15 protein-coding genes are annotated in these 21,458 nt (G+C 71.6%); 3 read left to right on the top strand and 12 right to left on the bottom strand.

Annotated elements, in window-relative coordinates:
- Nucleotides 1-22: 22 nt before the first annotated feature.
- The 6 genes from cimA to ACIRPP_RS15125 all read right to left on the bottom strand — a co-directional run bounded on the left by cimA (nucleotide 23) and on the right by ACIRPP_RS15125 (nucleotide 7,540).
- Complete coding sequence (gene cimA, locus ACIRPP_RS15150) at nucleotides 23-1,627, bottom strand: citramalate synthase (protein ID WP_164351422.1); 1,605 nt, start codon at nucleotides 1,625-1,627, stop codon at nucleotides 23-25.
- Nucleotides 1,628-2,015: 388 nt separating this feature from the next.
- Nucleotides 2,016-3,104 (bottom strand): branched-chain amino acid aminotransferase, encoded by a 1,089-nt coding sequence (locus ACIRPP_RS15145; RefSeq protein WP_403642137.1) that lies wholly within the window; start codon nucleotides 3,102-3,104, stop codon nucleotides 2,016-2,018.
- A gap of 249 nt (nucleotides 3,105-3,353) precedes the next feature.
- Nucleotides 3,354-4,397, bottom strand: coding sequence for a 3-isopropylmalate dehydrogenase (locus ACIRPP_RS15140; protein ID WP_403642134.1), 1,044 nt, complete (start codon nucleotides 4,395-4,397; stop codon nucleotides 3,354-3,356).
- Between the two features lie 79 nt (nucleotides 4,398-4,476).
- Nucleotides 4,477-4,608 (bottom strand): hypothetical protein, encoded by a 132-nt coding sequence (locus ACIRPP_RS15135; RefSeq protein ID WP_263867766.1) that lies wholly within the window; start codon nucleotides 4,606-4,608, stop codon nucleotides 4,477-4,479.
- Nucleotides 4,609-4,947: 339 nt separating this feature from the next.
- Nucleotides 4,948-6,579, bottom strand: coding sequence for an L-glutamate gamma-semialdehyde dehydrogenase (gene pruA, locus ACIRPP_RS15130; protein WP_403642130.1), 1,632 nt, complete (start codon nucleotides 6,577-6,579; stop codon nucleotides 4,948-4,950).
- Nucleotides 6,580-6,613: 34 nt separating this feature from the next.
- A complete protein-coding gene (locus ACIRPP_RS15125; RefSeq protein WP_403642126.1) occupies nucleotides 6,614-7,540 on the bottom strand; it encodes a proline dehydrogenase family protein in 927 nt (308 codons plus the stop codon).
- A 160-nt stretch (nucleotides 7,541-7,700) separates the two neighbouring features.
- On the opposite strand from ACIRPP_RS15125, the gene ACIRPP_RS15120 reads away from it, so the two are divergent.
- Nucleotides 7,701-8,912, top strand: coding sequence for a PucR family transcriptional regulator (locus ACIRPP_RS15120; protein WP_403642123.1), 1,212 nt, complete (start codon nucleotides 7,701-7,703; stop codon nucleotides 8,910-8,912).
- A gap of 125 nt (nucleotides 8,913-9,037) precedes the next feature.
- Here the strand turns inward: ACIRPP_RS15120 and serA are convergent, their stop codons facing one another.
- The 6 genes from serA to ACIRPP_RS15090 all read right to left on the bottom strand — a co-directional run bounded on the left by serA (nucleotide 9,038) and on the right by ACIRPP_RS15090 (nucleotide 19,012).
- The gene (gene serA / locus ACIRPP_RS15115) at nucleotides 9,038-10,627 is read right to left on the bottom strand and encodes a phosphoglycerate dehydrogenase (protein ID WP_403642121.1); all 1,590 of its coding nucleotides are present in this window, start codon (nucleotides 10,625-10,627) and stop codon (nucleotides 9,038-9,040) included.
- 262 nt (nucleotides 10,628-10,889) lie between these two features.
- Entirely contained in the window at nucleotides 10,890-11,888 is a 999-nt protein-coding gene (gene ilvC, locus ACIRPP_RS15110) for a ketol-acid reductoisomerase (RefSeq protein WP_403642118.1), read from the bottom strand.
- Nucleotides 11,889-12,006: 118 nt separating this feature from the next.
- The gene (gene ilvN / locus ACIRPP_RS15105; RefSeq protein WP_164337517.1) at nucleotides 12,007-12,531 is read right to left on the bottom strand and encodes an acetolactate synthase small subunit; all 525 of its coding nucleotides are present in this window, start codon (nucleotides 12,529-12,531) and stop codon (nucleotides 12,007-12,009) included.
- Between the two features lie 38 nt (nucleotides 12,532-12,569).
- Nucleotides 12,570-14,417, bottom strand: coding sequence for an acetolactate synthase large subunit (locus ACIRPP_RS15100; protein WP_403642114.1), 1,848 nt, complete (start codon nucleotides 14,415-14,417; stop codon nucleotides 12,570-12,572).
- Between the two features lie 222 nt (nucleotides 14,418-14,639).
- Nucleotides 14,640-17,651, bottom strand: coding sequence for a putative bifunctional diguanylate cyclase/phosphodiesterase (locus ACIRPP_RS15095; protein ID WP_403642112.1), 3,012 nt, complete (start codon nucleotides 17,649-17,651; stop codon nucleotides 14,640-14,642).
- A gap of 410 nt (nucleotides 17,652-18,061) precedes the next feature.
- On the bottom strand, nucleotides 18,062-19,012 hold the full coding sequence (locus tag ACIRPP_RS15090; RefSeq protein WP_403642109.1) for a 2-hydroxyacid dehydrogenase: 951 nt from the start codon (nucleotides 19,010-19,012) through the stop codon (nucleotides 18,062-18,064).
- 75 nt (nucleotides 19,013-19,087) lie between these two features.
- Between ACIRPP_RS15090 and ACIRPP_RS15085 the strand changes: the two genes are divergently transcribed.
- Both ACIRPP_RS15085 and ACIRPP_RS15080 read left to right on the top strand, forming a co-directional pair.
- Nucleotides 19,088-20,086 (top strand): aldo/keto reductase, encoded by a 999-nt coding sequence (locus ACIRPP_RS15085; protein ID WP_403642107.1) that lies wholly within the window; start codon nucleotides 19,088-19,090, stop codon nucleotides 20,084-20,086.
- An 87-nt stretch (nucleotides 20,087-20,173) separates the two neighbouring features.
- Nucleotides 20,174-21,376: a PQQ-dependent sugar dehydrogenase gene (locus ACIRPP_RS15080; RefSeq protein WP_403642104.1), complete on the top strand. Its 1,203-nt coding sequence runs from the start codon at nucleotides 20,174-20,176 to the stop codon at nucleotides 21,374-21,376.
- Nucleotides 21,377-21,458 lie beyond the last annotated feature (82 nt).

Genomic DNA, 21,458 nt, shown 5'->3' with positions numbered 1-21,458 from the left:
CCGGCAGTCCGGCGAATCGCTGCTAGGCGACCGGCTCGACGCCCGCGCGCAGCAGGCCGTAGGCGTAGGCGTCCTCCAGTGCCTGCCAGGACGCGGCGATGACGTTGTCGGCGACGCCGACCGTGGCCCACTCCCCCGCCCCGTCGGAGGTGGAGATCAGCACCCGGGTCGTGGACTGGGTGCCGTGCTTGCCCTCGAGGATGCGGACCTTGTAGTCGACCAGCTCCAGCTTGGCGAGCTGCGGGTAGATCTTCTCCAGGGCGACGCGCAGCGCGCGGTCCAGGGCGTTGACCGGGCCGTTGCCCTCCGCCGTGGCGACGATGCGCTCGCTCTTGGCCCACAGCTTGACGGTGGCCTCGTTGGCGTGGCTGCCGTCGGGGCGGTCCTCGACGATCGCGCGCCAGGACTCGACCGCGAAGTACTTCACCGGGCGGCCCTCGGCCTCGGCCCGCAGCAGGAGTTCGAAGCTGGCGTCGGCCGCCTCGTAGGTGTAGCCCTTCAGCTCGCGCTCCTTGACCCGCTCCACGACCCGGGCGACCAGCTCCCGGTCGTCGCCGAGGTCGATGCCGAGCTCCTTGCCCTTGAGCTCGATGGAGGCGCGGCCCGCCATGTCCGAGACCAGCATCCGCATGGTGTTGCCGACCTGCTCGGGGTCGATGTGCTGGTACAGGTCGGGGTCGACCTTGATCGCGGAGGCGTGCAGACCGGCCTTGTGCGCGAAGGCCGAGACGCCGACGTAGGGCTGGTGGGTGGAGGGCGTGAGGTTGACGACCTCGGCGATGGCGTGGGAGATGCGGGTCATCTCGCGCAGCCGGCCCTCGGGCAGCACCTTCTTGCCGTACTTGAGCTCCAGCGCGGCCACCACGGGGAAGAGGTTGGCGTTGCCGACCCGCTCGCCGTAGCCGTTGGCCGTGCACTGCACGTGGGTGGCGCCCGCGTCGACCGCGGCAAGGGTGTTGGCGACCGCGCAGCCGGTGTCGTCCTGGGCGTGGATGCCGAGCCGGGCGCCGGTGTCGGCGAGGACCGTGGCGACCACCGCCTGGATCTGCGCGGGCAGCATCCCGCCGTTGGTGTCGCACAGGACAACGACGTCGGCGCCGGCCTCGGAGGCGGCGCGGACGACGGCCTTGGCGTACTCCGGGTTGGCTCGGTAGCCGTCGAAGAAGTGCTCGCAGTCCACGAAGACCCTTCGGCCCTCGGCCGTGAGGTGGGCGACGGTGTCCCGGATCATCTCGACGTTCTCGTCGAGCGTGGTGCGCAGGGCCAGTTCGACATGGCGGTCGTGCGACTTGGCGACCAGGGTGATCACGGGTGCGCCGGATTCCAGGAGCGCCCTGACCTGGGGGTCCTTGTCCGCTGTGGTGCCGGCGCGGCGGGTGGAGCCGAAGGCGACCAGCTGGGCGTGCTCGAATGCGATCTCCTCGCGGGCGCGGGCGAAGAACTCGGTGTCCCGCGGGTTGGCGCCGGGCCAGCCGCCCTCGATGAAGCCCACGCCGAACTCGTCCAGGTGCCGTGCGATGGCCAGCTTGTCGGCGACCGTGAGGTTGATGCCCTCGCGCTGGGCGCCGTCGCGCAGTGTGGTGTCGAAGACGTGGAACGAGTCGTCGGGCTCGCTGGTTGCGGTCATGGTCTGAAGGCTCCTGATGTTGATCTCGGTCTACCGGAATGACCGGTTCCACCGTCTCTCCATGGTCCCTCACGCACTGTTTCCGGCTGCGGATGGGCCAGGAAACAGAAAAACCCCTCGCGGGTGCGAGAGGTCTGCGCGCGGGTCGAGGACGACGGTGTCCGCCCGTACCGTGTCGTACGTGCGGTCACTGCGGACCGGCGCGCCTGCTGCCAATAATCGTGGCGAACGAGAGCACGGGGGCAGTCTGGCACATTCCGCCCCCGTGTCCGGTGGCCGTCTCAGGATGCGGGCGGTCCCAGCAGGAGGGCGGGTTGGGGACCGGTGGCAACAGGCGAAGGGCGGGTGCCGGAAGGGTCCGGCACCCGCCCTCGTCGCCGCCCGTGCGTCAGCCCAGCCGGTGCATCCAGCCGTGCTTGTCCTCGGCCGTGCCGCGCTGGATGTCGAGCAGGGCCTGGCGCAGCCGCTGCGTGACCTCTCCGGGCTCGCCGCCGCTCTGCTGCCACTCGGCACCGGCCCGCTTGACGGTGCCGACGGGGGTGATGACGGCGGCGGTGCCGCAGGCGAAGACCTCGGTGAGGGTGCCGTTCTCCGAGTCGCGCTGCCACTGGTCGACGGAGACCCGCTCCTCGACGGCCTCGTAGCCCAGGTCGCGGGCGACGCTCAGCAGGGAGTCACGGGTGACGCCCTCCAGGATGGAACCGGTGAGGGTGGGCGTGACGATCCGGTCGCCGTAGACGAAGTACAGGTTCATGCCGCCCAGTTCCTCGACCCAGGTGTGCTCCACGGCGTCGAGGTAGCAGACCTGGTCGCAGCCCTCGGCGGCGGCCTCGGCCTGGGCGAGCAGGGAGGCGGCGTAGTTGCCGCCGGTCTTGGCGTCGCCCATGCCGCCGGGGACGGCGCGGACCCGGTCCTCGGAGACCCAGATGGACACCGGCTTGATGCCGCCCGGGAAGTAGGCGCCGGCCGGGGAGGCGATGACCAGGAACAGGTACTCGTTGGCCGGCTTCACTCCGAGCCCGACCTCGGTGGCGATCATGAACGGGCGCAGGTAGAGCGACTCCTCGCCGCCGTGCGCCGGAACCCACGCCTTGTCCTGGCGCACCAGCGCGTCGCACGCCTCGAGGAACGTCTCGACGGGCAGCTCGGGCATGGCCAGGCGGCGGGCGGAGCGCTGGAAACGCTCGGCGTTCTTCTCCGGACGGAAGGTGGCGACGGAGCCGTCGGGGCGCCGGTAGGCCTTCAGCCCCTCGAAGATCTCCTGCGCGTAGTGCAGGACGGTGGTGGCGGGGTCCAGGGGGATCGGCGCGTACGGGACGAGCTGGCCGTCGTGCCAGCCGCGGCCCTCCGTCCACTTGATGGTCACCATGTGGTCGGTGAAGTGGCGGCCGAATCCGGGGTTGGCCAGAATCGCCTCGCGCTCTGCGTCCGAGAGCGGGTGGGCGGAGGGCTTGAGCTCGATCGTGGGCGTCGTCATGAGTGGTTTGTCCTTCACCGGTTGTAGTGACGGGCCGCGCACACTCCCGTACGGCCGGTGGCCGATACTAGGACGTCCGAGCATTCCCTCATTCCGCGGCTCCGCGTTCGATTATCGCCCGGGGGCGGCTGCGGAAGAAACGGGGTGAATGCGGCCCGTTGGTCGATGGTGGCACCCGGCGGGGACATGCGGAAGCCGCCGGGTACGGGGGGACCCGGCGGCTTCGCGTGTGGTCGAGAGCGCGCCCGGTCAGCCGGCTACCCGTACGGCGAGCGCGTCGCCGATCTCGGAGGTGCTGCGTGCGGGCAGGTCACCGCGTTCCGCGAGGTCGGCGGAGACGGCGTCCTCGATGCGGGCGGCCTCGGTCTCGTGGCCGAGGTGGCGCAGCAGGAGGGCGACGGACAGGACGGTGGCCGTGGGGTCTGCCTTGCCCTGGCCGGCGATGTCGGGGGCCGAGCCGTGCACGGGCTCGAACATGGAGGGGAACTCACCCGAAGGGTTGATGTTGCCGCTCGCGGCCACGCCGATGCCGCCGGAGACGGCCGCGGCGAGGTCGGTGATGATGTCGCCGAAGAGGTTGTCGGTGACGATGACGTCGAAGCGGGCCGGGTCGGTGACGAGGTAGATCGTCGCGGCGTCGACGTGGATGTACTCGGTGGTGACCTCGGGGTACTCCTCGGCCACCTTGGTGAAGATGTTGGTCCAGAGGTGGCCGGCGAAGGTCAGCACGTTGTTCTTGTGGACCAGCGTCAGCTTCTTGCGGGGGCGGGCCTGGGCGCGGGCGAAGGCGTCGCGGACCACGCGCTCGACACCGAAGGCCGTGTTGACGGAGACCTCGGTGGCGACCTCGTGGGGCGTGCCGGTGCGGATGGAGCCGCCGTTGCCGGTGTAGGGGCCCTCGGTGCCCTCGCGGACGACGACGAAGTCGATCTCCGGCTGACCCGCGAGCGGCGTGGACACGCCCGGCAGGAGCTTGCTCGGCCGGAGGTTGACGTGGTGGTCGAAGGCGAAGCGCAGCTTGAGCAGGAATCCGCGCTCCAGGACGCCGGAGGGGACGCCGGGGTCGCCGATGGCGCCGAGCAGGATGGCGTCGTGCTGCCGGAGTTCGGCCAGGTCGGCGTCGGTGAGGGTCTCACCGGTGGCGTGGTAGCGCCGGGCGCCGAAGTCGAACTCCCTGGTCTCCAGCTTCACATCCTGCGGGAGGACGGCGGAAAGGACCTTGAGACCTTCGGTCACGACCTCCTGGCCGATGCCGTCACCGGGGATCACTGCGAGATTGATGCTGCGAGACATGCGGGCACCCTACTCCTCGTCCCATGCACTGACACGAGCCGTCCGGGATGCGGACACCCGCATGGCGGACGGCCCGGACTCAGTGGCCGGTCGAGCCGCCGTTGTCCCGGCGGTCCAGGGCGCGCTGCAGGGCTGCGGCGGCGTTCTTCCGGTCGGACTCGGAGGTGCGGGAGGTGTGGCGGACGCGGCGGCGGGCGGTCGTCTCGGGCATGGGAGATCGGCTCCTTCGGAACACGCGCGGAAAGACGCGGAGGGTCACGGGATGCCGGAAGGGGCGGGGAACCAGGGACCGCAGGGGGTGACCTGCACGAGGGTCCGGCTCACGACCGCCATTCGCTTGATCGAGCGAGACGTTCGGCTCCTACAAAAGTAAGGGCGCGCCGCGCGTCTGTCTGCACAATTACTTGGGCTTCCTACTATCTGAGACGGTGGACTAGGTCACACCCCTCTGACCTGGGGTTTTCCGTCCAGGACCACCGCGCCGTCGTCGCACACGGACGAACGGGCCAGGTCGGGGGGTGACCTGGCCCGTTCGCGATCGGGGTGGGCGTCAGCCCATGTGCGGGTACGTGTAGTCGGTCGGCGGGACCAGCGTCTCCTTGATGGCGCGGGTCAGGGTCCAGCGCATCAGGTTCTGCGGGGCGCCCGCCTTGTCGTTGGTGCCGGAGGCCCGGCCGCCGCCGAAGGGCTGCTGGCCGACGACGGCACCGGTCGACTTGTCGTTGATGTAGAAGTTGCCGGCCGCGTAGCGCAGCTTCTCCATCGTGTACGCCGCCGCCGCACGGTCGTTCGCGATGACCGAGCCGGTCAGGGCGTAGTCCGAGACCGACTCCATCTGGGTCAGCATCTCGTCGTACTTCTCGTCGTCGTACACGTGCACGGCGAGGATCGGGCCGAAGTACTCGGTGCGGAACACCTCGTTCTCCGGGTCGCTGCACTCGATGACGGTCGGGCGGACGAAGTAGCCCACCGAGTCGTCGTAGGAGCCGCCCGCCACGATGGTGCAGGACGGGTCCTCCTCGGCCCGGTCGATGGCGGCCTTGTTCTTGGCGAAGGACCACTCGTCGATGACGGCGCCGATGAAATGGGACAGGTCGGTGACGTCACCCATCCGGATGCCGTCCACCTCGGCGGCGAACTCCTCCTTGAAGCCGGAGTTCCAGATCGAGGCGGGGATGTAGGCGCGCGAGGTGGCGCTGCACTTCTGGCCCTGGTACTCGAAGGCACCGCGGGTCAGCGCGGTCCTGAGGATCGCGGGGTCGGCGCTCGGGTGGGCGACGACGAAGTCCTTGCCGCCGGTCTCGCCGACCAGGCGCGGGTAGGTGCGGTACTTCTCGATGTTGTTGCCGACCGTCTTCCACAGGTGCTGGAACGTCCTGGTCGAGCCGGTGAAGTGGATGCCGGCCAGGTCGCGGTGTTCCAGGGCGACCTCGGAGACCTCCAGGCCGTCACCGGTGAGGAGGTTGATGACGCCCTTGGGCAGCCCGGCCTCCTCCAGCAGCTGCATCAGCAGCACCGCGGCGTGCGTCTGGGTCGGGGACGGCTTCCAGACGACGACGTTGCCCATCAGGGCGGGCGCGGTCGGCAGGTTGGCGGCGATGGCGGTGAAGTTGAACGGCGTGATCGCGTAGACGAAGCCCTCCAGCGGGCGGTGGTCCAGGCGGTTCCACACGCCCGGCGAGTTGGCCGGGGGCTGCTCGGCGAGGATGCCGCGCGCGTAGTGGACGTTGAAGCGCCAGAAGTCGACCAGCTCGCAGGGGCTGTCGATCTCGGCCTGCTGGGCGGTCTTGGACTGGCCCAGCATGGTGGAGGCGGCGATGGTCTCGCGCCAGGGGCCGGCCAGCAGCTCGGCGGCGCGCAGGATGATCGCCGCGCGGTCGTCGAAGGACATGGCGCGCCAGGCGGGCGCGGCGGCGAGGGCCGCGTCGATGGCGTCCTGGGCGTCCTGCCGGGTGGCGTGGGCGGCGGTGCCCAGGCGCGCCTTGTGGTTGTGCGGCTGCACGACGTCGAACCGCTCGCCGCCGCCCATCCGCTTCTCACCGCCGATGGTGCAGGGCAGGTCGACCGGGTTGTCGGCCAGCTCCCTCAGCCTGGCCTCCAGCCGTGCCCGCTCGGGCGAGCCGGGGGCGTAGCCGTGCACCGGCTCGTTGACGGGGGTGGGGACCTGGGTCACAGCGTCCATGGTGTCCGTAACTCCTTGACTTGAGCGGTGTGGGTCAGCCCTTGGTGATCATGCTGCGTGCGAAGAACCGCAGGTTGGCGGGCTTCTCCGCGAGCCGCCTCATGAAGTAGCCGTACCAGTCGGTGCCGTAGGCGGTGTACACGCGCATGCGGTGGCCCTCCGCGGCCAGCCGCAGGTGCTCGTCGCTGCGGATGCCGTACAGCATCTGGAACTCGTACTCGTCCGGCTTGCGCCCGGCGATGCGGGCCAGCTCCTGGGCGATGGAGATCAGACGCGGGTCGTGGGACCCGATCATCGGATACCCGTCGCCGTTCATCAGGGTGCGCAGGATGCGCACGTACGCCTTGTCGATCTCGTGCTTCTGCTGGAGGGCGACGTCGGCGGGCTCCTTGTAGGCGCCCTTCACCAACCGTACGCGACTGCCGTTCGCGGCGAGCCTGCGCGCGTCCTCCTCCGTGCGGTACAGGTACGCCTGGATCACGCAGCCGGTCTGCGGGACGTCCCGGCGCAGCTCCTCGTGGATGGCGAACATCGAGTCGAGGGTGGTGTGGTCCTCGGCGTCCAGGGTGACGGTGGTGCCGATGGCGGCGGCGGCCTCGACGACCGGGCGGACGTTGGCGAGCGCCAGATCGTGGCCGCCGGGGAGGGACTGGCCGAACATGGACAGCTTCACGGACATCTCGACGCGGCCGCCGAGCTCCAGCGGGGCCAGCCGCTCGATCAGTTCGAGGTAGGCGTCGCGGGCCGCCTCGGCCTGGACGGGCGTGGTGATGTCCTCGCCGACGACGTCCATCGTCAGCTCCAGGCCGTTGCCGGTGAGCTCCTCGACGACGGGCAGCACCTCGTCCACCGTCTCCCCGGGGATGAAGCGGTCGACCACCTGCCTGGTGCCCGGCGCCGCCGAGACCAGCCGACGCATCCGGTCGCTGCGCGACGCGGCGAGAATCACGGGACCCAGCACGGGGCACCTCCAAACACCTGCACGAGACGGCCGCCCCCTCGTCGGGGTACGGCACGGAGAACCACCGTGAAACCTATGGATCGACCCGATCGTCGGCCATCGACAGCTGTCACGCATCCGTGCCGCGGATCTCAGACATCTGTATGAAGCGCGCGGCACCGTGCGGGACAATGCCCGGGTGACGTCGGAACACAGGGGTGACTACCAGGAGCTCGTGGACGAGATCTCCGAGCTGCTCGGCGCCCCGGCGACCCTGGAGAGCCGGGACTTCGAGCTGATCGCCTTCGGCGCCTACGACAGCGAGGGCGACCTCGACCCGTCCTCGCTCGACCCGGTGCGCACCCGCTCGATCCTCACGCGGCGCTCCACGCCCGCCGTCCGCGCCTGGTTCGAGGGCTTCGGCATCACCCGCGCGAGGGGCCCGGTCCGCATCCCGCGCACGCCGGAGGCGGGGGTGCACCGCGGCCGCATCTGCCTCCCGGTACGCCACCGGGGCGTCGTCCTCGGCTACGTGTGGCTGCTGGAGGACGGCCCGGGCCCCTCCGACCGGCGGCTCGACGCGGCCATGCGGGTGACCGCCCGCATCGGCGCGCTGCTCGCCGACGAGGCGCAGCACGGCGCGGACCTCACCCGCGAGCTGCGGGCGGTGCTCACCGCGGAGCGCGACTGGCAGCGCGACATGGCCGTCGCCGAACTGCGCACCGCGCTCGGCCCGCGCGCGGACGGGCCGCACACGCTGGTCTGCGTGGCGCCCTGGCCGGCCGGCCCCGACGACGACGCCCCGTCGGTGCGCACCGTGCCCGGGGCGACGGCCCTGTGCACCACGCCCCGGGGCGCCTCGGACCTCGCGCTCGCCCTGCTGCTGCGGCTGCGGGCGACGGACGTCCTGACGCCGGCGACCGCGGCGGCGGGGCGGCTGCTGGAGCGGGCGCGGGAGTCCGGGGCGGGCGGCCGGGGTCCGGCGGCGGCCGCCGGGATCGCGGAGCCGCGCACCGGCCTCGCGGACCTGGGGGCCGCCTGGGAGGAGGCCGCGGCCGCGGCCCGGGCGGCGCTGGCCGAACCCCGGCTCGGCCCGGTCGCCCGGTGGGCCTCGATCGGCCCCTACCGGCTGCTGACCGCGCTGCCCCCGCGGGCCGCCCACGACCCGGTGGCCGGCCCGCTGCTGGCGCCCGCCCACCGGGAGCTCGCGCGTACCGCGGAGACCTACCTCGACCTCGCGGGCCAGGCCGGGCGCACCGCCGCCGAGCTGGGCATCCACCGGCAGACCCTGTACTACCGCCTGTCCCGGGTCGAACAGCTCACCGGGCTGGACCTGGACGACGGCGAGGACCGGCTGCTGCTGCACATGGCGCTGAAGGCACACCGGCTGTGACCGGCGGGGCCGGGCACGGCGCACGCCGGAGGGGCTGACCGGGTCAGCCCCTCCGGCGTGCGGTGGAACAGCGTCGCGGGTCCGGACCCGCGACCGGTTTCCGGTTGTCGGTGTCGGCGCCGGGGTCAGACCAGGTTGACCGAGCGGGCCGAGGTCGCGCCGATCTCGGCCGCGGCCTCCGCGAGCACCCCGGCCGGGACCGTGTCGTCGACCGTCAGCACCGCGAGAGCCTCGCCGCCGACCGTGGCCCGGGCGACCTGCATGCCGGCGATGTTGAGGCCCGCCTCGCCGAGGATGCGGCCGACGGTGCCGACGACACCCGGGCGGTCCTCGTAGCGCAGCACCAGCATGTGGTCGGCGAGCGCCAGGTCGACGTCGTACTCGCCGACCGCGACGATCTTCTGCACGTGCTTGGGGCCGGCCAGCGTGCCGGAGACCGACACCTCCTCGCCGTCGGCGAGGGTGCCGCGCACGGTCACCACGTTGCGGTGGTCGGCCGACTCGGAGCTGGTGGTCAGGCGGACCTCGACCCCGCGCTCCTGGGCGAACAGCGGCGCGTTGACGTAGGACACCGTCTCGTCGACGACGTCCTCGAAGACGCCCTTGAGGGCGGAGAGTTCGAGCACCTTCACGTCGTGCTGGGTGATCTCGCCGTAGACCTCGACGTCGAGGCGGACGGCGACCTCACCGGCGAGCGCGGTGAAGATGCGGCCGAGGCGCTCGGCGAGCGGCAGGCCCGGCTTGACGTCCTGGGCGATGACCCCGCCCTGCACGTTCACCGCGTCCGGGACCAGCTCACCGGCGAGGGCGAGGCGCACCGAACGGGCGACGGCGATGCCCGCCTTCTCCTGGGCCTCGTCGGTGGAGGCACCGAGGTGCGGGGTGCACACGACCTGGTCGAACTCGAACAGCGGGGAGTCGGTGCACGGCTCCTTGGCGTACACGTCCAGGCCCGCGCCGGCGACCCGGCCCTCCTTGAGCGCCGAGTACAGCGCCTCCTCGTCGACGATGCCGCCGCGCGCGGCGTTGATGACGCGCACGCTCGGCTTGACCTTGCGCAGCGCCTCGTCGCCGATGAGACCGAGGGTCTCGGGGGTCTTGGGCAGGTGCACGGTGATGAAGTCGGAGACCTCGAGCAGCTCGTCCAGCGACAGCACCTTGACGCCCATCTGCGCGGCCCGCGCGGGCTGCACGTAGGGGTCGTAGGCGACGACCTTCATGCCGAACGCGGACATGCGCTGCGCGACGAGGGCGCCGATGCGGCCGAGGCCCACGACGCCAAGGGTCTTCTCGGCGAGTTCGACACCCGTGTACTTGCTGCGCTTCCACTCGCCGTTCTTCAGGGCGGCGTTGGCCTGCGGGATGTTGCGCGCCGTGGCGACGATCAGACCGCAGGCGAGTTCCGCGGCGGTCACGATGTTCGAGGTGGGGGCGTTGACGACCATGACGCCGGCCTTGGTGGCGGCGGAGACGTCGACGTTGTCCAGGCCCACGCCGGCGCGGGCGACGACCTTGAGGCGGTTCGCGGCGGCGATGGCCTCGGCGTCCACCTTGGTGGCGGAGCGGATCAGGATCGCGTCGACCTCGGCGATGGCGGGGAGCAGCTCGGCGCGGTCGGCGCCGTTGCAGTGCCGGATCTCGAAGTCCGGGCCGAGGGCGTCGACGGTGGCGGGCGACAGCTCTTCAGCGATGAGTACGACGGGTTTCGAGCTCACGTGAGTCCTCACAAGTCCCAGTGCGGACGGCCGTCCCGACGGCCGCAGGCGGTGAAGAAGTGCTAGCCGCGTGGAAGACGCACGACGCTGTGGGCCTGACGCGTATTAGTGCAGCAGTGTAGTGGCGCCGAGGGCGCGTCCTACGCCGCTTCGGAAGGATCACCCGTCCGTGGCGGACGGGACGGACAACGTCGTACACCGACGTTACCCCGGGTTCGGCCGCCGGGACCGGGGCGGTGCGCCCCGGTCCCGGCAGGGCGCCCTACGCCTCCTCGTCGACCCAGCTCATGAGCTTGCGCAGCTCCTTGCCGGTGGTCTCCAGGAGGTGCTCGGAGTCCTGCTGCTTGTACTCGCCGTACTTCTTCAGACCGCCGTGGTACTCGTCCATCCACTGCCTCGCGAAGGTGCCGTCCTGGATCTCGGCGAGGACCTTCTTCATCTCGGCCTTGGTGGCGTCGGTGATGATCCGGGGGCCGGTGACGTAGTCGCCCCACTCGGCGGTCTCGGAGATCGACCAGCGCATCTTCTCCAGGCCGCCCTCGTACATGAGGTCCACGATCAGCTTCAGCTCGTGGAGGCACTCGAAGTAGGCGATCTCCGGCTGGTAGCCGGCCTCGGTCAGGGTCTCGAAGCCCGCCTTGACCAGCGCCGCCGTGCCACCGCACAGCACCGCCTGCTCACCGAACAGGTCGGTCTCGGTCTCCTCGGTGAAGGTCGTCTTGATGACGCCGGCGCGGGTGCCGCCGATGCCCTTGGCGTACGACAGGGCCAGCGCGAAGGCGTTGCCGGAGGCATCCTGCTCGACGGCGGCGATGCAGGGAACGCCGCGGCCCTCCTCGTACTGGCGGCGCACCAGGTGGCCGGGGCCCTTGGGGGCGACCATGCAGACGTCGACGCCGGCCGGGGGCTTGATGAAGCCGAAGCGGATGTTGAAGCCGTGGCCGAAGAACAGCGCGTCGCCGTCCTTGAGGTTCGGGGCGATGGTCTCCTCGTAGACCTTGGCCTGGATGGGGTCCGGCACGAGGATCATGATGACGTCGGCCTCGGCGGCGGCCTCGGACGGGGTCACCACGCGCAGGCCCTGCTCCTCGGCCTTGGCCTTGGACTTGGAGCCCTCGTGCAGACCGACGCGCACGTCGACGCCGGAGTCGCGCAGCGACAGGGCGTGGGCGTGGCCCTGGCTGCCGTAACCGATGACCGCGACCTTGCGGCCCTGGATGATGGACAGGTCGGCGTCGGCGTCGTAGAACAGCTCGGCCACTTTGGGTTCTCTCCTTGAGTGCAGGTGTTGCTCCCACCGTATGACGGCGGGGGAAGGGGACGGTTCGGAGTCTCGGAATACGGGCGGCCGTGTCACGGTCGGCCGCCCGTTTCCGGTCTCAGGCCGACCGGTCGAGAGCGCGCAGGGACCGGTCCGTGATCGAACGGGCGCCACGCCCGATCGCGATCGTGCCGGACTGCACGAGTTCCTTGATGCCGAAAGGCTCCAGCATCTTCAGCATCGCGGACAGCTTGTCGCTGCTGCCGGTGGCCTCGATGGTGACGGCCTCCGGGGAGACGTCCACGGTCTTGGCGCGGAAGAGCTGGACGATCTCGACGATCTGGGAGCGCGTCTCGTTGTCGGCGCGCACCTTCACCAGAACGAGTTCACGCTGAACCGCCTGACCGGGCTCCAGCTCGACGATCTTCAGCACGTTGACCAGCTTGTTGAGCTGCTTGGTCACCTGCTCCAGCGGGAAGTCCTCGACGCTCACCACGATGGTGATGCGCGAGATGTCGGGGTGCTCGGTGACACCGACGGCGAGCGAGTCGATGTTGAAGCCGCGGCGGGAGAACAGGGCGGTGATCCGCGCCAGGACGCCGGGGGTGTTCTCCACCAGGACGGAGAGCGTGTGCTTGGACATGATCTGCTGCTTCCTCTGCTTGTGGGTCCCGACGGCTCTCAGTCGTCCTCGTTGTCGCCGAAGTCGGGGCGGACGTCCCGGGCGGCCATGATCTCGTCGTTGGAGGTGCCGGCGGCGACCATCGGCCACACCATCGCGTCCTCGTGGACCACGAAGTCCACGACGACCGGGCGGTCGTTGATGGAGTTCGCCTCCTCGATGACCTTGTCGAGGTCGGCCGGGTCCTCACAGCGGATGGCGTAGCAGCCCATGGCCTCCGACAGCTTCACGAAGTCGGGGACGCGGGTCCCGCGGGCCTCGGGGTTGACGTCGTCGGGCCCGGAGTGCAGCACCGTGTTGGAGTACCGCTGGTTGTAGAACAGGGTCTGCCACTGGCGGACCATCCCGAGGGCGCCGTTGTTGATGACGGCGACCTTGATCGGGATGTTGTTCAGGGCGCAGGTGGTGAGTTCCTGGTTGGTCATCTGGAAGCAGCCGTCGCCGTCGATCGCCCAGACGGTGCGGTCGGGGACGCCGGCCTTGGCGCCCATGGCGGCCGGCACGGCGTAGCCCATGGTCCCGGCGCCGCCGGAGTTCAGCCAGGTGGCGGGCTTCTCGTACTCGATGAAGTGCGCGGCCCACATCTGGTGCTGGCCGACCCCGGCCGCGAACACCGTGCCCTCCGGCGCGAGCCGGCCGATGCGCTGGATGACCTGCTGCGGGGACAGCGAGCCGTCCTCGGGCAGGTCGTAGCCGAGGGGGTAGGTGTCGCGCCAGCGGTTCAGGTCGTTCCACCAGGCGGTGTAGTCGCCCCGGTGGCCGTCGGCGTGCTCCTTCTGGACGGCCTGCACGAGGTCGGCGATGACCTCGCGGGCGTCACCGACAATCGGCACGTCGGCGGCGCGGTTCTTGCCGATCTCGGCCGGGTCGATGTCGGCGTGGACGATCTTCGCGTACGGGGCGAAGCTGTCCAGCTTGCCGGTGACGCGGTCGTCGAAGCGGGCTCCGAGGGCGACGATCAGGTCGGCCTTCTGCAGCGCGGTGACGGCGGTGACCGCACCGTGCATGCCCGGCATCCCCACGTGCAGTTCGTGGCTGTCGGGGAATGCGCCGAGTCCCATCAGGGTGGTGGTGACGGGAGCTCCGGTGAGTTCGGCGAGGACCTTCAGCTCGGCGGTGGCACGGGCCTTCATGACCCCGCCGCCGACGTAGAGCACCGGCCGCTTCGCGGAGGTGATCAGCCGGGCGGCCTCGCGGATCTGCTTGGCGTGCGGCTTCGTGACGGGCCGGTAGCCGGGCAGGTCCATGGTGGGCGGCCAGGAGAAGGTGGTGCGGGCCTGGAGGGCGTCCTTGGCGATGTCGACCAGCACCGGGCCGGGACGGCCGGTGGCGGCGATGTGGAACGCCTGCGCGATGACCCGCGGGATGTCCTCGGCCTTGGTGACCAGGAAGTTGTGCTTGGTGATCGGCATGGTGATGCCGACGATGTCCGCCTCCTGGAAGGCGTCCGTGCCGATCGCCTTGGAAGCGACCTGACCGGTGATCGCGACCATGGGCACCGAGTCCATGTGCGCGTCGGCGATCGGGGTCACCAGGTTGGTGGCGCCGGGCCCGGACGTCGCCATGCAGACGCCGACCTTGCCGGTGGCCTGCGCGTAGCCGGTGGCCGCGTGACCGGCTCCCTGCTCGTGCCGGACCAGGACGTGGCGCACCCGGCGCGAGTCCATCAGCGGGTCGTAGGCCGGAAGGATCGCACCGCCGGGAATGCCGAATACCGTGTCGGCGCCGACCTCCTCGAGAGAGCGGATGAGGGACTGCGCGCCCGTCACCTGCTCGGGGGCGGACGGCTGTCCGGATCGGGGCCGCGGCTGCGGGTGGGCCCCGGTGGCCTGCTCGGTCATCGGCATTCTCTTCTCGATGCTGAGGGTTTTTGCGAGGTTTGCGCGGTGTACGCGGGTTGTGCGACGACATTGGTGCAACAAAAAACCCCTCGTGCCAAAAGGCAAGCGAGGGGAGCGCGCCGGTGCGGGTAGCCGAGCCTTCAGGGCTCAGCGTCAGCCGACGCGCTGTCCAAGTACGAGAATTCGGGTGCGCATGGAACTGACCCTCCCCCCGGCACGCACGTACTGTCAAGTGGGTGGGACTGGGGTCTCATTATGTGAACGGAGAGCCGTCCCACCACGGAGGACGACACCCACACCCGTCGCGAACCCGCCGCCGGGACCACCCGCGAACGCGGGTTCGGCCGGTCCGTCCGGCACCGGGCAGCGACCGGTGGTGAGCGCCCGGCGCAGCCGGTACTCGTCCAGCGGCCCGGCGAAGGCCATGCCCTGTCCGTGGGTGCAGCCCATCGCGCGCAGGGCGGTGACCTGCTCCGGCAGGTCCACCCCGTCGGCCACGGACTCGATCCCGAGGTCCCGGGCGATCTGCAGCAGCCCGCCGGTGATCTTGTGCAGCCTCGCCGACTCCACGACTCCCTCGACCAGGGTGCGGTCCAGCTTGAGTATGTCGACCGGGAGTCTCCGCAGGGCCGCGATCGCCGCCTGGCCGCTGCCGAAACCGTCAAGGGCGATGCGGACGCCGGCCCGCTTCAGGGCGGTCAGCCGGCGCTCCAGCTCGTCGAGGCAGACCCGGGGGTCGGTATCGGCCAGTTCGACGACGAGGGAGCCGGAGGGCAGCCCGTGCCGGGTCAGCAGCGTCTCGATGCGGCCGAGCGGCATCGAGCGGTCCACCAGGCGGTGGGCGCCCAGCCGGACGGCCACAGGGACCGCGAGGCCGGTCGCCTGCCGCTCGGCGGCCCGCTCGATGGCCTCCTCCAGGATCCAGCGGCCCAGCTCGGCGGTCTTCTCGCCGTCCTCGGCGACGCGCAGGAACTCGGCGGGCGTGAAGAGCACGCCCTGCGAGGAGCGCCAGCGCGCCTGCGCGCAGACGGAGGTGATCCGGCCGTCCGCCAGGCACACCACCGGCTGGTGGAGCAGCGCGAACTCGCCGTCGTGCAGCGCGGCGCGCAGCCGGCCGGCCAGTTCGGCGCGGCGGACCACGTCCTGCTGCATCTGGGGCCGGTAGAGCTCCACCCGGCCTTTGCCACCCGCCTTGGCCCGGTACATGGCCAGGTCGGCGTTGCGCAGCAACTCGCCCGCGCCGAGGCCCGGTTCGGCAAAGGCGACGCCGATGGAGGCGTTGACCCGGACATCGTTGCCGTCGATGAGGTAGGGCTGGGAGAGGGTGGTTCTGAGGCGGTCGGCGAGCTCCATGAGGTGGCGCTCGCGGGCCTGGTGGTCCCGGGCGCCGTCGCCGACGATCAGGGCCGCGAACTCGTCGCCGCCGAGCCGGGCCGCGGTGTCGCCCTTGCGGACGGCGTCGTGGAGTCTGCGGGCGGCCTGCACCAGCAGCTCGTCCCCGGCCTGGTGGCCGATGGTGTCGTTGACGCCCTTGAAGCCGTCGAGGTCGATGAAGAGGACGGCGGTGCCGCGCAGGGCGGCGTCCCGGTCCGAGACCCGGCGGCCGGACAGCGCCTGCTGGACGCGCCGGGTGAACAGCGCGCGGTTGGGCAGGTCGGTGAGCGGGTCGTGCTCGGCGTTGTGCTGGAGCTGGGCCTGCAGCCGGACCCGCTCGGTCACGTCACGGCTGTTGAAGATGAGGCCGCCGTGATGCCGGTTGACGGTCGACTCCACATTGAGCCAGCCGCCCCCGCTCGCGGTCTCTCCCGAGCGGGTGCCCCGGCCGCCGGAGCGGAACCGGCACTCGATGCGCGTGGTGGGTTCCTCGGCGGGATCGGCGGCGAGGAACCGGCGGATCTCGTGGACCACGCAGCCCAGGTCCTCGGGGTGGATGAGGTGGGCCAGCTCCGTGCCCACCAGGTCCTCGGCGGGGCGGCCGTAGACGCCCGCGGCGGCCGGGGAGACGTAGCGGAGGATGCCGCTGGGCGCGGCGATCATGATGACGTCGCTGGAGCCCTGCACCAGGGAGCGGAAGTGGTTCTCCTGCTGGGCGAGTTCCTGGGTGAGGGTGATGTTGTCGAGCAGCATGATGCCCTGGCGCACGACGAGCGCCAGCACCACCGTGCCGCCGGTGAAGAGCACCACGCGGTCCACGCTGCGGCCGTTGAGGACGTTGTAGAGGATGCCCAGGGTGCACACGGCCGCGGCGAGGTAGGGCGTGAGGGCGGCGAGGGAGCCCGCGATGGGCCGCGCCCCCGGGAACCGGCCGCCCGCGGGCACCGGCGGGGGCGGGCCGCCGCGCCGGCCGGGGTGGTGCCCGCGGACCACGCGCGTGTGACCCGTGTCCTCGGACCCGCCGCCGCGGCGCGGGGTCCAGGGGGCGTACGCGAGGAGCAGGGAGCCGGCGAACCAGCCCGCGTCGAGCAACTGGCCGGAGCGGTAGTCGTTGTGCAGCAGCGGGGAGGTGAACAGGGCGTCGCACATCACGGTGAGGGCGAGCGCCCCGATCGCGGTGTTGACGGCGGAGCGGTTCACCGCGGAGCGCCGGAAGTGCAGCGCGAGCACCAGGCTGACGAGCGCGATGTCCAGCAGCGGGTAGGCGAGGGACAGCGCGGTGTGCGCCACGCTCTCGCCCTCGGCCTGGGCGGCCTGGGCGAGAGCCAGGCTCCACGCCAGGGTGAGCAGCGAGCCCCCGATGAGGGAGGCGTCCAGGGCGAGGCAGATCCACCCGGCCTTGGTCACGGGCCGTTTGGCGAGCACCAGCAGGCCCACGATGGCGGGCGGGGCGAAGCACAGGAAGAACAGGTCGGCGTAGCTGGGGCTGGGCACGGGCCGGTCGAGGACCACCTCGTACCAGCCCCAGACGAGATTGCCGAGGGCGGCCATGGTCGAGGACAGGCCGAACAGCAGCCAGGCCGGCCGGAAGCGGGTGCGCCGGCGGCGGGCGCAGACGAAGCAGGACACGGCCGCGGCCCCGGCGGCGGCGCTCAGCCCGAAGTCGCCCATGATCAGTGCGAGTCGGTCCGATCCCCAGCCGAGCGCGGCACCGACGGCGTAGGCCGCGCAGACCAGGGCGAGGACGAGTTGGGGGACGAGGCCGGGGCGCTGCCCGGTGACCGGGGAGCGTGGCGGTGGCACCCCGGGGGCGGGCTGCTGCCGGGCCGCCGCCTCGAGCGTCGAGGTGGCGGTCGGCGCGCTCACCGCTCCCTCCCGGTCCGCGCCGCTCCCGGGTCCCGTGGGTCGCGGAGCACCGGGGGCCTGTGCCGCCCGGGGCCGTCGGCCCCCAGCGGTCGCGGACGGTGACCGCTGGGACGGCCGGGTGGGAGAGGGGGGCCATTGTGCCGACAGCGGTCGCGCGCGGTCGCGCGCCAGGGTCGCCGTCGGCGGCTCCGCCGCGTCGGATCGCTCGTCCATAGGCCGTGCATCGCCCGTCGCCCCCCTCACAGTCTGCAAGTCCGTCCCCGGCGCCGATCGGTCAGCGGCGCTGCCCCTGTCGGGACGATACACCAGTCTCGTCACTCAGGGACATAGTCTCTCTACTCTCCGTGACGATCAGCAGATATATGAGTACCCACCGCTTCCGGGGAGAAGCGGACGGTACTCGAAGCGGACTACGCGCTTTCCGCCCCTGTCTCCAGGATCACGTTCCGCAACTCCTCCTGGTTCAGGAAACGGTGCAACTGGTCCACGAGCAACCGCTCGGCGCGCGGCCGGAAGGCGGAGGTCGGCCCGCCCGCGTGCGGGCTGACGAGCACGCCGGGCGCCCGCCACAAGGGGTGGTCGGCGGGCAGCGGTTCGGGGTCGGTGACGTCGAGGGCGGCGGTGATCCGGCCGGTCTCCAGCTCCGTGAGCAGGGCCTTGGTGTCCACGACGGGTCCGCGGGCCATGTTCACCAGCAGGGCGCCGTCCTTCATCCGGGCCAGGAAGTCCGCGTCCACGAGGTGGCGGGTCCCGGCGGTCAGCGGAGTGGTGAGGACGACGACGTCCGCCTCCGGGAGCAGGGAGGGCAGTTCGGTGAGCGGGTGCACCGGACCGCGTGCCGTGGCGCGTGCGGAGCGCGCGACGCGCGCCACCCGCGCGACCTCGAACGGAACGAGCCGGTCCTCGATGGCGGAACCGATGGATCCGTACCCGACGACGAGGACGCTCCGGTCCGCGAGCGCGGGGCGGAATCCTCCCTGCCACTCCCCCCTGTCCTGGGCCCGCACGAAGTCGGGCAGGCCGCGCAGCGACGCCAGGATCAGGGCGAGCGCGAGCTCGGCGGTGCTCGCCTCGTGGACCCCGCGCGCGTTGCACAGCCGGACGCCCGGGCCGAGGTGCTGCAGTCCCGGCTCCACGTGGTCGACGCCGGCGGACAGGGTCTGCACGACCCGCACGGAGCGCATCAGCGGCATCGGCCGCACGCCGACACCGCCCGGCTTGAGATACGGCACGACGTAGAAGACGCAGTCGGCCGGGTCGGCGGGGAAGTCCTCGGCGCCGTCCCAGAAGTGGTAGTCCGGCCCCTCGGGGAGGCCGTCGATCTCGTCCGGGCGGAAGGGAAGCCACACGTCAGCAGTCATGCTCCGGAGGCTATGTCAGGGCGGCGGAACGCCAGAGGTTAGGTTGGGGGCTCGCAGAGGGAGGGTCACGACCAGGTGGAGCGCAGGACGATCGGCGCGGGGGCGCTCGCGGTGGGGGCCGTCGGACTCGGGTGCATGCCGATGAGCTGGGCCTACAGCACGTCGCGGCAGCGCGGCGAGGAGTCGCTGAGGGCGGTGCACCGGGCGCTCGACCTGGGCTCGACCCTGCTCGACACCGCGGACATGTACGGCCCGTTCACCAACGAGCTGCTAATGGGCCGGGTGTTGAGGGAGCGGCGCGCGGACGCCTTCGTGTCGACGAAGGTCGGCCTGCTGGTGGGCGACCAGCACATCGTCGCCAACGGCCGCCCCGGGTACGTGAAACGGGCCTGCGACGCGTCGCTGCGGCGGCTGCAGACCGACGTCATCGACCTGTACCAGCTGCACCGCGCGGACCCGGAGGTCCCGGTGGAGGAGACCTGGGGCGCGATGGCCGAACTCGTCCGCGCGGGCAAGGTACGCGCGTTGGGGCTGTGCGCGGTCGGGGCCCGGCCGGGGCGGCGGCCGGGGGCGCGGCTGCACGACGGCACGATCCGCCAGCTGGAGCGGGTGCAGCAGGTGTTCCCGGTCAGCGCGGTGCAGGCCGAGCTGTCGGTGTGGTCGCCGGAGGCGCTGCGCACGCTGCTGCCCTGGTGCGAGACGCGCGGGGTGGGCTTCCTGGCGGCGATGCCGCTGGGCAATGGGTTCCTGACCGGCACGCTCACCCCGGGCGGGGGGTTCGAGGCGGACGACCCGCGGGCCCGGCATCCCCGGTTCACGGCCGAGATGATGGCGGCGAACCAGCCGATCGTGGCCGGTCTGCGCCGCGTCGCCCGGCGGCACGGCGGGGACGTCACGCCTGCGCAGGTGGCCCTGGCGTGGGTGCTGTCCCGGGGGCGGCAGGTGATACCGGTGCCGGGCACCAAGCACGCCCGGTGGGTGGCCGAGAACGCGGCGGCGGCACGGCTGCGGCTGACCGGACGGGACCTGGCGGAGATAGCGCGGCTGCCCCCGGCGCAGGGTTCCTGGGACTGACCCGCGCGGGCCCTGCGGGCGGTCCTCCGGGGCGGCCGGCGGGGTTCGGGATCGGGCGATCGGGAACCTGGCAGGCGCGAGCGGTGTATGAAGACTGGAACCTGCCCGCGTCGAAGGGACGAGATCGTGCAACGACGAGCCGTGACGGCCGTGCTGGCCGCCGCCGCGCTCCTGCTGACGGCCGGATGCTCCTCGGACGACGGAGGGACCGCCGGCCGGGGCAGCGGCAGCGCCTCCCCGAGCGGTACGGCCGCGCAGTCCCCGCCCGCCACCGGCACGGACGCCCGGACCCCGCCCGCCAAGGGCTCGGTGAAGGTGCTGCGCACGGTCACCACGGGCCTGAGCACCCCCTGGGGCCTGGCCCCGCTCGACGACGGCGACCTGCTGGTCTCCTCCCGGGACGACGCGACGATCACCCGGGTCGCCGCGGACACCGGCAGGAAGACGGAGCTCGGCGAGGTACCGGGGGTCTCCCCGGCCGGCGAGGGCGGCCTGCTCGGCATCGCGCTCTCCCCGGAGTACGCCTCGGACCACATGATCTACGCCTACTTCACCTCGGCGTCCGACAACCGCGTGGTCCGCATGGTCTACAACGAGAAGAAGCCCGCCGGCCAGCAGCTCGGAGCCCCCGACACCGTCCTGCGCGGCATCCCCAAGGGCGTGATCCACAACGGCGGCCGCATCGCCTTCGGCCCCGACGGGATGCTCTACGTGGGCACCGGCGAGCGGGGCGACACCGGTCTGTCCCAGGACAAGGAGTCCCTGGGCGGCAAGATCCTGCGGCTGACCCCGGAGGGCGAGCCCGCGCCGGGCAACCCCTTCCCCGACTCCCCCGTGTACTCCTACGGCCACCGCAATGTGCAGGGTCTGGCCTGGGACCGTGAGCAGCGCCTGTTCGCCTCGGAGTTCGGCCAGAACACCTGGGACGAGCTCAACGCGATCAAGCCGGGCGACAACTACGGCTGGCCGGAGGCGGAGGGCGACTCCGACGGGGACTTCCACGACCCGGTCCACCAATGGGGCACGGCCGAGGCGTCCCCCAGCGGCATCGCGTACGCGGAGGGCTCGGTCTGGATGGCGGGCCTGCGCGGTCAGCGCCTGTGGCGCGTCCCGCTGGAGGGCACGAAGACGTCGGCCGAGCCGCAGGCCTTCCTGGAGGAGGAGTACGGGCGGCTGCGCACGGTGGCCCCGGCGGGCGGCGACCGTCTGTGGGTGGTCACCAGCAACACGGACGGGCGGCTCCAGCCGAAGGACGGCGACGACCGCATCCTGGAGCTGGAGGTGAGCTGAGGTCTTTCGTCTGGATCAGGCCGGACCTGGGAGCGGGGTCCGGTGATGGGGGTACCTCCCACGCCGTCCAGGCAGTGGGGGA

The sequence above is a fragment of the Streptomyces sp. NPDC101219 genome (assembly GCF_044767675.1).
Classification (GTDB): Bacteria; Actinomycetota; Actinomycetes; order Streptomycetales; family Streptomycetaceae; genus Streptomyces.
This window is presented reverse-complemented; position numbering and strand designations above follow the sequence as displayed.